Source organism: Suipraeoptans intestinalis, assembly GCF_034091795.1.
Lineage (GTDB): Bacteria > Bacillota > Clostridia > Lachnospirales > Lachnospiraceae > Suipraeoptans > Suipraeoptans intestinalis.
Genome location: NZ_JAXFXH010000019.1, coordinates 90,386 through 106,296 on the forward strand (window position 1 = coordinate 90,386; position 15,911 = coordinate 106,296).

Sequence of the window (15,911 nt, forward strand, 5' to 3'; positions counted from 1 at the left end):
ATTTATGAAAAAGAGCAGGATAATGGCGTGGCTTTTAATAGCAATGTTGTGCATATCTGCCCCCATGACAGCGCTGGCAGAAGGAGAGGATCCGAAAGCTTCCGGGGCATCATCGGCAGTCGTGCCAGAGGCGGATACTTTGGAAGCAGCGGCAGCAACGGAAGGAGAAGCTGCAAATGCCGGAAATTCCGGGCAGGAAGAAGCAGTGGAGCCGGATAGTAGAACACAGATACTGCCGGAAACACAGCCGGTTTCTGAAACGGCAGAGGCTGCAGATGCGGAAGGCACCGACGGGGAAGCAGACGCTTCTTCTCCCTGGCAGGCGGAAGACTTTACCTACGGGATGATCGAGCATACCTTAAGCGGATGCAACTATACGCGTGAGATCCAGGTTCAGGGGACCGGGATCCTGGGATTGTCCGATTCGGGAAAGGAAAAGATCCAGGTCAACAAGCATCTGGTACTTCCGGGGAAAGCGCCGTCAGGAGAGACGGTAGTAGGAGTAGGCCCCAATGCATTTGCCAAAATGGGGATCGAGACCATCACGTTTCCCGAAGATATGATGATCCCTTATGATGATACAGTCACCCACACCATCACACGAAGAGGAAATTTCATTATCAAAAGCGGGGCTTTTTCTGATAATAATCTTACAGCGATGGATTTTCCCGAGGGAATTCTGTTTATTGACGCTGCGGCATTTAAAAACAACCGTATGACGGAGGTGCGGTTTCCGCATACGCTTTGGATGATCGGAAACCAGGCGTTTGCCTCCAACAGTCTGCGTCAGGTACAGCTTCCCGTTACCTGCGATTTTCAGTTCCAGATCGACAATATGGCGTTTGCTGACAACCAGATCCGTTCCGTCACGTTGCCGGATTATACGGAAAAGGTCTTTATGTACAGCTTTTTCAAGAACCCGGGAATGGAGGAGATCCCGGCCGAGGCGCCGGACAAAGTCAAAGCGGAAGGAGCCGGAGTCGTTTATATGTATACCAACAACGACGCTTTGTTCCAGCTGGATCGGATTCACCATCTGGGAAGGACGGCCGCCAACCAGAAATCCTGGGTACAGAAGCTGATAAAGGGAGAAGATACCCAGACAGTATGGGGAATCCGGGATTTTACCTATGAGGGGAATACGGTCACAGGACTTTCCGAGAGCGGGATCCAGAAACGGGCGAAGAATAAAAACCTGATCCTTCCTTCCCGCACAGATACCGGAGAAGTGGTAAAGGCTGTCGGAAAAGGCGGGACGATAGGAGCTTTCGTGACGGCAGAGGAAGGATTTGATTCCGTAGAGATCCCCGATACGGTAGAGACTATAGGAGACAAGGCGTTTCATTCCAGCGCTCTGAAAAGCGTCGTGATCCCGAATTCCGTTACATCTATCGGGATACAGGCATTTAGCAATAATCAGTTAAAAAAGGTGACGCTTCCGGATTCTGTTACTACATTGGGCGGAGCGGCATTTTCTGACAACCGGATGTTGGCGGAAGTGCAGATTTCTGCCGGCCTGACGGAACTGATGCCTACTGTGTTTGGACTGACAGGAAACAATGTGTCCAATGAAAATTTAAAGACGGTGATCATCCCGAAGGGAATCCGGAAAATCGGAAGGGGTGCTTTTGGAGGGCAGGCAATAGAAACCCTCAGTCTTCCGGAAGGACTGCAGGAGATTGATGCGTCTGCTTTTAAAGGAAACCATCTGTCTTCCCTGGCTCTTCCCGGAACTGTGACCAAGGTGGGAAACAGCGCTTTTGAGCAGGGAGGCGCGGGAGGCTTTCTTACGTCCCTCTTTCTGTCGGACGGCTTAAAAGAGATCGGAAGCAAGGCTTTTGCCAGAGGGGCACTGACCCGGGTGGATCTGCCATATGGACTGCAAAAGATGAACAAGCTGGCGTTTGACGGAAATCATACGGTGCCGGTGCCGGCTTATACCTCGAATGAAGAGGCGCACAAGCCGCTGGAAGTGGCGGGAGCCACCTTTACCATCAAAAAAGCGGAGGATGTTTGGACGGTCAATGACTTTACCTACGATGAGGCAGGCACTACCATAACCGGATTCTCGGAAAGCGGTCATGCGAAGAAAACCTCCATGGACACTTTGATCTTCCCGAATCAGAACACGAAAGGAGAAGATATTATCGCCATCGGAGACGGAGCAGCGGGAGGAGGCAGTCTGTTTGCCGGAGAGGGAGTCGCATTTAAAAAAGTGATACTTCCGGTTCACCTGATCAGGATCGGGAAGTTTGCCTTCGTAGACGCAGGAATCGAATCGGTAGCCTTTCCCAGCACGCTGACCTCTATCGATATGCGTGCCTTTGCCCAGAACAAGATCAGGGAAGTGGTGCTTCCGGATTCCGTTACCACGCTGGGAGCGGCGGCCTTCGGATCCAATGATACGCTGGAGAAGGTTGTGATTTCCAGGGGAATGAAAGAGATCCCTGCCAGTGCATTTGTAAATAACACACCGGTAAAAACCTTTACCTCCGTTACCATCCCGGAGGGGATCGAGAGCATTGGAAATTTCGCTTTTTCCGGAAACGGATTTACTACGCTGACGCTTCCTTCCACCGTAAAAAAGATCGGAGACAACGCCTTTGCCCAGGGAGATTGCTGCTCCAGTCTGAAAGAAGTTTTTCTGCCGGAAGGATTGACAGAGATCGGGAAAAAGGCTTTTAAGGACACGCTACTGACGCAGATCGATATTCCTGCGGGACTGCAGAAGCTGGCAAAAGATACGTTTTCCAATCAGAAAGGAACGGTGGTAAAGGTCCGCACAACAAATGAGGCGCATCTGAAGGATAATGGCAGGATTTTCTATGCCAGCTCCCAGTATCATAAAGTAGTATACGACAAGCTGACAGGAACCGGCTGGAGCAATGAAGATTTTACCTATGAGGGTGGCACTGTCACCGGCTGGTCCCAGCAGGGACACAAGACGCGGAAACGCTGTCTGGACCTGGTACTGCCGGAAGTGAATCCGGAAACCCAAGAACCGATCACCCGGATAGGAGCCGGTGCGTTCCAGATCCCGGAGGGAGAATGGGAACAGGGAAAGAGCGGGATCTATTCGCCAAACGGTATGAAGACCGTGAAGCTTCCGGATACACTACAAGCGATAGAAGAGTCTGCTTTCCAGTACAACAGTCTGGAAAAAGTGGAATTCCCGGCTTCTTTGACAGAGATTGGAAAACAGGCATTCCATTCCAATAAGCTGAAGGCGGTAGTACTTCCGGATACGGTGAAGACGATCAAGGAAGGTGCTTTTTCCGTCAATGAGATCGTGGATCTTACCTTATCCCGGGGACTGACAAAGATCCCCCAGGCAGCTTTTTCCATGAATATCAATCTGACCCATGTCACACTTCCGGACACCATTACGGAAATTGATGATTTTGCATTCGCGGGAGCCAGACTGGAGACACTTGAAATCCCGGCGTCCGTCGTGCGGATTGGAAGAAAAGCCTTTCATCTCCACCATCTGACACAGCTTCGCATCCCCGGAACAGTCAAGGAAATCGGGGAGTCTGCTTTTGAGGGAACCTTTAAATTCCTTTCTCTACGGGAACTGATCCTGGAAGAGGGGATCGAAACGATCGGAACCAATGCTTTTAAGGAAGGATATCTGGAAACCGTCCAGCTTCCCAGCAGTCTGAAATTTCTGGCAGAGAGTGTATTTCCCAATAATGCAGGGGTCAACGGAGACTATGTGGTAGCGTGCTATACAAAGAATCCGGAACACAAAAATCTGAAGGCTTCCGACAAATCTCATCGCATTGTATATCAGGGAAGCGAGTCTGCAGGGCTGTGGATGCAGGACGGAACCGGCTGGTGGTATCGCTTGGCAGACGGGTCCTATCCGGTGAATCAGTGGGAAAAGATCGATGGACAATGGTATTACTTTAATGGATCCGGTTACGCTCTTTGCGGACAGTGGCAGAGCTTTGGCGGTACCTGGTACTATTTTGACGGAAGCTGTAAGGCGGTGACCGGCTGGCAGTTTGTGGGCGGCGCCTGGTATTACTTTGATCAGGAGACCTGTGCCATGAAAACCGGCTGGATCAAGGACGGAAGCACCTGGTATTTCCTTTCCGGCAGCGGAGCCATGCACACCGGCTGGCTAAATCAGGGAGGCGCCTGGTACTATCTGAATCCGGCAGGCGGACAGATGATGACCGGCTGGATCAGCGTAGGCGGACAGTGGTACTTTATGGACAAAGAGACGGGAGCCATGCGTACCGGCTGGATCCAGGATGGAAGTACCTGGTACTTCTTAAACGGCAATGGAACCATGAAAACCGGCTGGCTGCAGAGCGGAACCATCTGGTACTATCTGAAGGCGGACGGAGCTATGGCGGAAAGTACAGTAGTAAATGTAGGCGGAACCAATTATCGGTTTGACGGATCGGGTGTGTGGATTGGATAAGAGATTCAATCCGGGAGAGATCTTTGACAGACAAAAAGGTCTGATGGAAAAGGTCTCTCCCTGCACTTATGTCAGATAACAGCAGGGGGAACATATGAAAAATAAAAGAAAAACAGGGAAGAGGATCCTTTCAGCAGCACTGGCTGCGGCATTGATGATTTCTTCCGTATGGTTTACAAAAGAAACAGAAGTCCGTGCGACAAACTGCGGCGGACTGGAGGAAGTGGACGTATATGTCCCGGGAGCCGAGGAAGTAGTAAAAAATCCGGCGTTGCACTGGGCGGTTAGAGCGTCTTTGAATGCAGTTAAAGAGCATGTTAAGATTACGCCGGAGGTTATGGAAGAAGTCAAACATTTGTCTTATGCCCAACTGAATCATCCGGAAAATTTTTCCAAGTGGAAACAGCAATACTGGATCGATGATCTGTCGGGGCTGCAGTATGCCACCAATATGGAGATCCTTGAGATCACATCCACCGCTTTCAAAGAAGGAGCCAGCCTTTCAGATCTGTCTCCTATTGAGAATCTGACGAAACTGAAAAATGTACAGTTTCCCAATGACAATCTTACAAATATCGACAAACTGAAGAAGCTGACCAACATGGAGATTCTGTATCTGGACAGTAATAAGATTCAGGATGTGTCAGCTCTTTCCGGGATGAAAAAATTGACACAGCTGTCTCTTAGCAGAAATGAGATAAAAAATGTAGAGATGCTGTCCGGGCTGAAAAATCTGAAGTATATCAACCTTTCCTACAATCAGATTTCCTCGCTTCCGGATCTGTCGGCACTTTCCAATGCGGAAAGCTTCATTGTTAGCCATAATCAGCTGACAGATGCCACGCCGATCAGCAAGCTGCATAATCTCAGGGCATTGGATCTGACAGGGAATCCGAATCTGACGAATATCAAAGCTCTGGCGACCTTGACCAATCTGGACAAAGCTAGGACTATGCTGCCGGAAGGAACCAGTAAAGAAGATCTTTTTGCGGCTATCGATATCAACAAGCTGTTCGCCAATTTCAGTATCAGCAACATGAAAGCTTCTGACGTAGAAGCAGTGGAAAAATCGCTGAGCGCCTATGAAAAACTGACACAGGAGCAGAAAACCTATATTCCTTCCGAAAAAATCCAGGCGATCCAAAGCAATCTGGAAAAGGTGAAAAACGGAGGGACGCCGGATGCCTATCCCCAATGGGATGCAGATAATGTAAAAGTTCCGGTACTGGATCGTCTGGAAATCCATGTGGTAGATAAAAAGGGAAATCCTTTGCCCAATATTTCCTTTATCAAGCATGCCATGGGAACCAAGGAATATGTTTCGGATGAAAACGGTCTTTTGACGATAGATCATAGGTTAAATGATGATTATTGGGATACTTATGTGGAGATCAAGGGAAGTGATTATGTTGCATCTCCTGCCCGTATCGACTATAAGACCAAAGACGGAAGAACCTTTACGGTAAACGGAAAGATGGTGACCGGTCTGGAGGAATACACTATAGTAGTGGTGCCGGCGGCAGAATATGTCAATAAAGACAACCTGCAAAAGGCAGTAGAGGCCACCAAGGAGGTGGAGCACGAGACGCAGTATACGGCAGATAGCTGGAAACCTTATAAAAAAGCACTGGAAGAGGCGAAAGCTGTCCTGGAGAATGTGGATGCTACTCAGCTGCAGGCGGATCAGGCGACAGAAGCTCTGAGCAAGGCGACAGCAGCCCTGACAAAATCCAGTGTCCTGCGAGCCCTGAAGGTAACGGTAAAGGACAGCAACGGAAATCTGTTTGGAAGAGCCTTTAAATTCCAATTGCATCGAAACGACACCATGGAAGGCGCTTATAACGAATATTCGGCCCCAAACACGTCTGTCGCTTATTTTATACCCACACGGGCATATAAAAGCGGGCAGATCTGGCAGGTGCATGCCTGCACGGAGGAACCCTATGAGTTTCCGGTGATCAGCGTGGAAGCCGGGGAGCAAAACGGCGAGATCTACATTCGCAAGGTAAACGGTCAGGAAGTGACCAATGGATTTGAAATGAATATTACCCTGCAGCCGGCGGAAAAATCTACGGCTACAAGAAAACCGGATCCGACCGTTTTGAAAGAGAAGCTTGCGAAGACAAAAACTTTGAACAAAGCAGAGTACATCCCGTCTACTTTTCAGGCGCTGGAAACAGCGGCAGAAGCAGGAGAAAAGGCAGCCGCTGCCGGAAAAACACAGGAAGAGATAAACGCCGCTATAGCTGCTTTGGAGCATGCGTTTGCCGGATTGAAGATCTTTCCCAACAAGGCGGCGCTACGGGAAGAACTGAACATGAAAGAGAGCCATAGGGCTTCCTATTATACAAACACCAGCTGGAAAGCCTATGAAGATCAGTATGCGGCGGCTTTACAGGTATATGAAGACCCGGAAGCCGATGAGACTGCGGTGGAACAGGCAAGAACAGCACTTCTGGAGAAAAGGAATCATCTGGTAAACAAAGGCAATAAAAATCAACTAAAAAAACTGTTGGATGACTGCAGTGGACTAAAAGCAGAAGATTACGAAAGCGGATTCGATCTGTTTACACAGGAGTTAGAGAAGGCAGCCCGGCTTTACGAGCAGGAAGACGTTACACAGGCACAGATCAATGAACAGGTCAAAAAGTTAAATGAAGTGCTTGGCTATTTGATTCCCGTAAAACCCGCCGCCCCTGCCACCTGTGAATCCGGTGTGTTCAAAGCAAATATTCTGGATGCAAAGGGAAGACCGATATCCGGCGTAAAACTTCAGTTCAGTAATGCGGAAGAGGGGGTATTTTCCGCAAAAGCTTCCGATAAAAACGGAGTGGTGGAGTTCCGCATCAGTTCCTATGATATTGGAAAAGAGATCACCGCACAATTGGCAGATACCAACTATACAACGGAAGATACCCATACGTTTACGGCCAAGGAAGGGGAAGAAGCCTATTACGCTGTGCTGGATCAGATAGACGGACAACCTTATCAGGATGGGATCAGTATCATCTATACAGTAAAAAGTCTGCAGCCGGCAGAAAAAAGCAGCCTGCAGGAAAAGATAGCGGAAGCAAAGACGGCACTGGAACAAGCAGGGAAATATACACCGGAATCTATTGCATCGCTTCAGGATGCTCTGCAGAAAGCGGAAACGGTGTATGCGGATGAAGAGGCTCTTCAAAGTGAAGTGGAAATTGCAAAAATCCGACTGTCAAATACCATATTGGGATTAAAAGAAAAAGAAGAGCCGGAACCGGAACCACAGCCTCAGCCGGATCCCCAGCCTGAGGCAGGGAAATGGCGCAGTGATCAGAACGGCTGGTGGTATCGCTTGGCAGACGGATCTTATCCGGTGAATCAGTGGGAAAAGATTGACGGACAGTGGTATTACTTTAACGGCGCCGGCTATGCTCTTTGCGGACAGTGGCAGAGCTTTGGCGGTACCTGGTACTATTTTGACGGAAGCTGTAAGGCGGTGACCGGCTGGCAGTTTGTGGGCGGCGCCTGGTATTACTTTGACCAGGAGACCTGTGCTATGAAAACGGGTTGGATCAAGGACGGAAGCATCTGGTATTTCCTTTCCGGCAGCGGGGCCATGCAGACCGGTTGGCTGAATCAAGGAGGCGCCTGGTACTATCTGAATCCGGCAGGCGGACAGATGATGACCGGCTGGATCAGCGTAGGCGGACAGTGGTACTTTATGGACAAAGAGACGGGAGCCATGCGTACCGGCTGGATTAAGGACGGAAGTACCTGGTACTTCTTAAACGGCAACGGAACCATGAAAACCGGCTGGCTGCAGAGCGGAACCATCTGGTACTACCTGAAGGCAGACGGAGCCATGGCGGAAAATACAGTAGTAAATGTAGGCGGAACCAATTATCGGTTTGACGGATCGGGTGTGTGGCTTCCTTAGCCACGCACCAAAAGGAAACACTTTGAAACATTCTCAGATAAGACAACAGGGGGAAAATACAGATGAAAACAAAATGGATGCCGGTACAGATCAAAGGGATCCTACTGGCGGCAGGCGTGCTTTTTACGGCAGGATGTATGGGAAACTCTGCCAGGGCAGAGGAGGGAATTCCTGTTTCCCAGGATACCTTTCCCAATGAAAGCTTTCGCAGCTATGTGGAAGCAAACATCGATACCAATGGCGACAAGAGTCTGTCTCCGGAAGAAAGAGCGGCGGTGACGGCCTTGGATTTCAGCGAGGAGGGACTGTCCCTGACCACGCTGAAGGGAATTGAATATTTCACGGAATTGGAATCCTTAAACTGTTCTTTCAGTGAAGTGGAAGAGCTGGACGTGACCAGAAACTCCAAATTGAAAATATTGGACTGCTCCTATAATGAAAATCTGAAGGCGATTGACGTGACGGGAAATCCGGCGCTGGAGATCCTGTATTGCTATGAAACAAAGATTGCATCTTTAAATGTGACCGAAAATCCCGGACTGATCCGGCTGGACTGCAATGCAACCCAGTTGAAAGAACTGGATGTGACCAGAAACCCAAAGCTGTTTGCCCTGAATTTTTCCGGGACGGATATTTCCTCTATCGACGTGACTCAAAATCCGCAGCTATACGAGATCTACACGACACGCTCTAAGCTGGAATCTTTGGATGTCAGCCGGAACCCGGAACTGGTGCATATCTGGGTAAGCGGGACAAACGTAACAGAACTGAATGTAAAAAACAATCCGAAGCTGGCCATTTTGATGGTGGACAATACCGCCATTACCAGTCTGGATCTTAGCGGCAATCCTGGAATGCAGGAACTGTACTGCTACAATACCCAGATCAGCAGCCTGGATCTGACGTCTTTTCCGGCATTTAAGACCCTGGAATGCTATGATACACCGATCGAACAGCTGAATCTGGGGAAGAATCCCAATCTGGTGGGGCTGGACTGTTCCAGAACCAAGATCCGATCCTTGGATCTTTCCCAGAACAAAAATCTGAAGAGACTGGAATGTGCAGAGACCAAGATCGGAAGTCTGGATCTGTCCAACCAGTCACAGCTTAGAACGCTGAATATCAAAGATACCCTGATCCAAAATCTGCAGACGCTGGATCTTCGCCACTGCAAAGAACTGGAATACCTTTTCTGTGACAGAGCCCAGATCAAGGAGATCCGTCTGGCTCCGGGTGCGCCGTTGTCCGACCTGACCTGCTCGGATAATGGGCTGACCGAGCTGGATCTGCGGGCATACAGTGGAATCTGGGGATTTTCAGCAGAACATGTAGCCAGACAGGTTCGGGACGTATATGGTCCTGTTACCAAAGGAGGAAAGATGTTCGACCTAAAGACGGTGGTGGCAGATCTTTCCAGGGTTACGGTGGCCTCGTCGGATCAGTATACCTACGATCCGGCAACCGGCATACTGACAATGGCAGGAGAAGCTCCCACAGAGGTTCACTATACCTATCAGACAGGTCTTGAGAATGTTCTGATGGACGTTCTTTTGGAGGTACATCCATTGTACGGGGAATGGATACAGGACGGAACCGGCTGGTGGTATCGCTTTTCAAACGGATCCTATCCGGTGAATCAGTGGGAAGAGATCGACGGACAGTGGTATTACTTTAACGGCGCCGGCTATGCTCTTTGCGGACAGTGGCAGAGCTTTGGCGGCACCTGGTACTATTTTGACGGAAGCTGTAAGGCGGTGACCGGCTGGCAGCTTATAAGCGGCGCCTGGTATTATTTTGATCTGCCAACCTGTGCCATGAAAACCGGCTGGATCAAAGACGGAGGTACCTGGTACTACCTTTCCGGCAGCGGAGCCATGCACACCGGCTGGCTGAATCAGGGAGGCTCCTGGTATTATCTGAATCCGGCAGGCGGACAGATGATGACCGGCTGGATCAGCGTAGGCGGACAGTGGTACTTTATGGATAAGGAGACGGGAGCCATGTGTACCGGCTGGATTCAGGACGGAAGTACCTGGTACTACCTTTCCGGCAGCGGAGCTATGCATACTGGGTGGCTGAATCAGGGCGGAGTCTGGTATTATCTGAAAGCAGACGGAGCCATGGCGGCAGACATCCTGTTAAACGTAGGCGGAATAAATTATCGTTTTGATAACAGCGGGGCATGGGTGGGATAGCCCTGCATCCGCGGAGTTTCCAAAAATAAAAAATGAAAAAATACAGATCCGGATCTTTGATACAAGGATCCGGGTCAGGGGAAAGAGAGAGGTGACAGTATGAAATGTAAGTGCGGTATCGGAAGGAAGGTGTTTGCAGCCATCACAGCAGCGGCTGTAATCATCTCTTCTTCTATGATCGGGAGTGGTATGTCCGAGGTTTTTGCAGCCAACTGCGGCGGATTGGAGGAAGTGGATGTCTATCCGCCGGGAGAAAATGAAGTGATCCGGGATCCGGCCCTGCACTGGGCTGTCCGGGCTTCCTTGAACGCCATCAAGGAACCGATACAGATGACTCCGGAAATCTTAAAAGGGGTCAGACATTTGTCTTATGCACAGTGCAACCATCCGGAAAATTTTGCTACATGGAAGCAGCAGTACTGGATCGACAATCTGGAAGGACTGCAATATGCCACAAATATGCAGGTTTTGGAAATTACCTCTACCAATATCAAAGAGGGGGCAAGCATCCGGGACCTTTCACCACTGGCAGATCTGACCAGACTGGAAAGTATCCAGCTGATCAGTGACAATATTTCGAATATTGATCCCTTGAAAAAGCTGACCAATCTGACTTTGCTGAAATTGGACAGTAATCAGATCGAAGACATTTCTGCGCTGGTCAATATGAAAAAACTTTCCACTTTGACGATACGGCAGAATCAAATCAAAGATGCGAGTGTGCTGACCGGGCTGACGGCTCTTCAGTATGCGGATCTGTCATCTAATCAGATCACTGCCCTTCCGGATCTGTCCAACCTGAAAACTCTTAAAACACTCCTTTTGGGCGGAAATCAGCTGACGGATGTTACTCCTATTGGAAAGCTTAGAAGTCTGGAAGAGCTGGATCTTTCAAAAAATCCCAATATTACAGATGTAAGAGCACTGGCCGGACTGACCAACCTGGTAAAGGAACGGACACTTCTTCCGGAGGGACTGAACAAAGAAGATCTGTTTGCAGCCATTCATGTCAATCAGCTGTTTGGGAAATTCAGCCTCAGTAACATGACTTCCGGCGACACAGATGCGGCAGAAGCCGTGCTGGAAGCCTATGACTCCCTGACAGAAGAACAAAAGACATACATCCCCTCTGAAAAAATGGAAGCAGTAAGGAGTAATCTCCAAAAGGTAAAAAGCGGAGAGGCTCCTGACGCCTATCCCCAGTGGGAAGAGGGAAATGTCAAGGTACCGGTACTGGACCGCCTGATTTTCAAAATCGTGGATAAGACAGGAAAACCTCTTTCGGGGATTTCGTTTACAAGGCATTCCATGGGAACCACCTCATTTGTTTCAGACGAGTCAGGAATCCTGACGATTCCCCACAGACCCTGGGATGAATGGAATGATCCGTGGGTGGAGATCAGCGGAACTGATTATGTAGCGTCTCCGGCAAGAGTGGAATATCGCCTGAAAGGCGGAAAGACCTTTACGGTCAATGGAAAGGAAGTCACCGGACTGGAAGAATTTGTGATTGTAGTCACGCCCAAGAATGAGTATGTGGATAAATCTGTCCTGGAGGATGCCCTAAAGAAGTCGTCTGAGACAGAAGAGGAATTTCTTTATACCGCAGCGTCCTGGGATGCATACCGACAGGCCTACGATGAGGCAAAGTCTGCCCTGGAAGATATGGAGGCCGGACAGGAGAGGGTCAATGTGGCTGCACAGAATCTGACGGCTGCCTTTCAGGGACTGACAAGGACAGACGTGGTGCGCGCTTTGAAGGTGAAAGTGACGGATAAAAACGGACATCTGTTTGCCAGAGCATTCAAGTTTCAGATCCGCCACAGTGGTACAGGAGCCAACGCCTACAATGAATATTCTGACGGGGCTACGGGAATCGCCTATTTCCGCCCCACGCCTGCCTTCAAAGCCGGACAGAGCTGGGATATTCTGGCATGCGTAGAAGAGCCTTATGAAATCTCCACTGTGAAGCTTACGATCGGAGAAAAGAACGGTGAGCTCTACATCAAACAGGTGAATGGCAAGGAGGTTTCTCCCGGATTTGAAATGACGGTGACTGTGAATCCGGCCACAAAGGCTACCGCTGTACGTAAGCCGGACAAGACGGTGCTGGAGGCAATGACGGCACAGGCAAAAGAGAAAAAAGCTTCCGATTATCTGCCGTCTACCTTCCGGGCCTTGACAGAACAGATCGCACGGGCAGAGGATGCACTGCAAAAGACAAATGCTTCCCAGGAGGAATACAACCAGGCTGCCGCAGATCTGAGGAAGGCGGAAGGATCACTGAAGAAGGTTCCGAATAAGGCGGCATTGGCAGAGGAAATCTCTTTGAAAGACAGCTATACTTCCGCCTATTATACCGCCTCCAGCTGGAAAAAATATGAAGAGGTGTATCTGTCGGCAAAAGCTGTTTATGAGGACAAGGAAGCAGATCAGGCACAGGTGGACAGAGCCTGCGGGGAACTGAAAGCAGGGAGAGAAGCGCTGGCCAGAGCTGCCGATAAGGCGGCTATCAAAGTATTGATAGATGCCTGCGCCAACCTGAAGGCGGAAAATTACGAAAGTGGATTTAAAGAACTGGTGGAGGTCCTGAATGCAGCAAAGAAGATCTATCAGGATCCGGATGCCACACAGGAAGCGGTGGATGCAGAGAAAGCAAAACTGGAAGATGCTATGCTGAAGCTGGTACCGGTGACTCCTAAAAAGCCGGAAACCTGTGAACCGGGGGTATTTCGTGCGAAAGTCGTAAACGGGAAAGGGCAGCCGCTTGCAGGAATTAAGTTTTCAGTGGAAAGTGAAGGAGAAAAGCTGGATCTGACACCATCGGACAAGCAGGGGCTGATCGAAGTATTTTTGATGCCTTTTGATGCACAGAAGGACTTTACGGTAACATTGTCCGACGACAGATACACGACTTCGGATACACATACTTACCGGGTAAAGAAAAAGGACGGAGTCTACGGCGGATTTTTGGATACGGTAGACGGAAAGCCTTATGAAGACGGACTGACTTTGACCTACACGCTGAAAGCCTTAAAAGAGGCAGATAAGACGACTTTGAAAAAACAATTGGAGGAGGCCGCTTTACTGGAGGGAAAAAAGGAGATGTTCACAGAAGAGTCCTTTGCAAATTTCCTGAAGGCATTGTCTCAGGCAAAAGCAGTGAATGAAGACTTTGAAGCGCTTCCAAAAGAAGTGAATGCGGCGGAAAAAGCGCTGAAGCAGGCGATAGAGCAGCTGGAGAAACGGATGGTACCGCCGGCCCTGAACGAATGGAGGATGGACGGAACCGGCTGGTGGTATCGCTTGGCAGATGGGTCCTATCCGATGAATCGATGGGAGAAGATCGACGGACAATGGTATTACTTTAATGGATCCGGTTACGCTCTTTGCGGACAGTGGCAGAACTTTGGCGGTACCTGGTACTATTTTGACGGAAACTGTAAGGCGGTGACCGGCTGGCAGACGATTGGCGGGATCTGGTATTTCTTTGATCAGGAGACCTGTGCCATGAAAACCGGCTGGATCAAAGACGGCAATACCTGGTACTACCTTGCCGGCAGCGGGGCCATGCAGACCGGCTGGCTGCAAAGCGGAGGTACATGGTATTATCTGAATCCGGCAGGCGGACAGATGATGACCGGCTGGGTCAGCGCAGGCGGACAGTGGTATTTTATGGACAGAGAAACGGGAGCTATGAGAACCGGCTGGATCCAGGACGGAAGTATCTGGTACTTCTTAAACGGCAATGGAACTATGTATACCGGCTGGCTGCAGAGCGGAACCATCTGGTACTACCTGAAGGCAGACGGAGCCATGGCACAACATACACAGTTAAACATCAAAGGAATGAATTATCGATTTGACGCCTCAGGGGTATGGATCGGTTAAAAAAGCAAAAGGAGTAGGAATATGCAGCAGACGACTTTCAAAAGGCGGATTCTTTTTGGCCTATGTGCCTTGTTTATGCTTCTGATCTTTAAGCAGGAGGCACTGGCGGAAGACAGGATGACAGAGCTGCGGATCCCGGTAGCCATGATGGACGGGAGCGCCAATCCTGCCAATCTTCGGTTTATCCGCTGGGACACGAAATACCAGGTAGGACTCAAAATGTATGCCAACAATGGGGTGTTAAAATGGAAACCGGATGAATTTTCGGCGGGAGATTATGAGATCTATATGGATCCCTCTTATGCCTTCTTTTCTTCACCGGGAATGGTGCGGGTACATGTGGAGGTAGAAGACGGCACGCCTTCTATCACTTTGATCAATGGGCAGCCGGCTTCAGAAAGCGGAGTCAGATTCCTTGTTTCTAAAAAAGGGACCACAGCCAGTGATCTGCTACATTTCAGGGCGCTGGTAAAGGACAAAGAAGGAAATCCGCTTCCCGGGATCAAATTTCGGGTCAAAAACGGAGATCCGGATGTTCTGGTGTCAGATCAGCAGGGAATCCTGACTTATCCGGTTACCAGCTGGGACGTGGATACCACAATGACAGTGGAGCTGCTGGAAGGACAGAACTGGATCGCCGCCACGACCGCCGTGTTTTCGGTTTCAGCCGATCCCTACGATGAAAATCAGGGGATCCTCTCTTCCGTCAATCACGATTCTGCATTTGTTGGAAAAGAGGTGATCCTGACACTTTCCAGACCGGAGGATATCGTACCAAAAGGATGGATAAAAAAGGACGGGATCTGGTATTTTTACCGGGACGGCAATGTGCTGTCTACCGGCTGGCTGAAAGATGGGGAGCACTGGTATTACCTGAATCCGGCAAACGGGCAGATGATGACCGGCTGGGTCGGCGTAGGCGGACAGTGGTACTTTATGGACAAGGAGACAGGAGCCATGAAAACCGGCTGGATCAAAGACGGAAGCACCTGGTACTATCTTTCCGGCAGCGGGGCCATGCACATCGGCTGGCTGAAAGATGGGGAGCACTGGTATTACCTGAATCCGGCAAACGGGCAGATGATGACCGGCTGGATCAGCGTAGGCGGACAGTGGTATTTTATGGATAGAGAAACAGGAGTTATGAAAACCGGCTGGATCAAGGACGGAAGCACCTGGTACTACCTTTCCGGCAGCGGAGCTATGCATACCGGGTGGCTGAATCAGGGCGGAGTCTGGTATTATCTGCAGGGAAGCGGAGCCATGGCAGAACAGACAGTACTATCCGTTGGCGGGATCCGGTACCGGTTCGGTGCAAACGGAGTATGGATCGGATAAGATGCAGCAGACAAAATAACATACAAAAATATTCGATGTCCTGATGGCATCTTACAGAAAATGCGATAGCAATCCTACGGCAGGAAGGGTTGCTATCTTTTTTGAAATCAGATAGAATGAAAAATATTGTTGGCAAAGA

The 15,911-nt window shown here is 49.7% G+C and carries 5 protein-coding genes; all 5 read left to right on the top strand.

Annotation, left to right across the window (positions count from 1 at the left end; genetic code table 11):
- The first annotated feature begins 4 nt into the window (after positions 1-4).
- The 5 genes from SOW26_RS06265 to SOW26_RS06285 all read left to right on the top strand — a co-directional run bounded on the left by SOW26_RS06265 (position 5) and on the right by SOW26_RS06285 (position 15,772).
- Positions 5-4,432 (top strand): leucine-rich repeat protein, encoded by a 4,428-nt coding sequence (locus tag SOW26_RS06265; protein WP_320652090.1) that lies wholly within the window; start codon positions 5-7, stop codon positions 4,430-4,432.
- Between the two features lie 94 nt (positions 4,433-4,526).
- A complete protein-coding gene (locus tag SOW26_RS06270; protein ID WP_320652091.1) occupies positions 4,527-8,348 on the top strand; it encodes a leucine-rich repeat domain-containing protein in 3,822 nt (1,273 codons plus the stop codon).
- Positions 8,349-8,410: 62 nt separating this feature from the next.
- Positions 8,411-10,543 (top strand): hypothetical protein, encoded by a 2,133-nt coding sequence (locus SOW26_RS06275; RefSeq protein ID WP_320652092.1) that lies wholly within the window; start codon positions 8,411-8,413, stop codon positions 10,541-10,543.
- A gap of 99 nt (positions 10,544-10,642) precedes the next feature.
- Positions 10,643-14,434, top strand: a complete 3,792-nt coding sequence (locus tag SOW26_RS06280) for a leucine-rich repeat domain-containing protein (RefSeq protein ID WP_320652093.1) — start codon at positions 10,643-10,645, stop codon at positions 14,432-14,434.
- A 21-nt stretch (positions 14,435-14,455) separates the two neighbouring features.
- Entirely contained in the window at positions 14,456-15,772 is a 1,317-nt protein-coding gene (locus SOW26_RS06285; protein ID WP_320652094.1) for a hypothetical protein, read from the top strand.
- Positions 15,773-15,911 lie beyond the last annotated feature (139 nt).

What these genes read in the sequence shown, in the direction of transcription:
- SOW26_RS06285 (WP_320652094.1), top strand. Translation starts at nt 14,456, where the DNA reads ATGCAGCAGACGACTTTCAAAAGGCGGATTCTTTTTGGCCTATGTGCC.
- SOW26_RS06280 (WP_320652093.1), top strand. Translation starts at nt 10,643, where the DNA reads ATGAAATGTAAGTGCGGTATCGGAAGGAAGGTGTTTGCAGCCATCACA.
- SOW26_RS06275 (WP_320652092.1), top strand. Translation starts at nt 8,411, where the DNA reads ATGAAAACAAAATGGATGCCGGTACAGATCAAAGGGATCCTACTGGCG.
- SOW26_RS06265 (WP_320652090.1), top strand. Translation starts at nt 5, where the DNA reads ATGAAAAAGAGCAGGATAATGGCGTGGCTTTTAATAGCAATGTTGTGC.
- SOW26_RS06270 (WP_320652091.1), top strand. Translation starts at nt 4,527, where the DNA reads ATGAAAAATAAAAGAAAAACAGGGAAGAGGATCCTTTCAGCAGCACTG.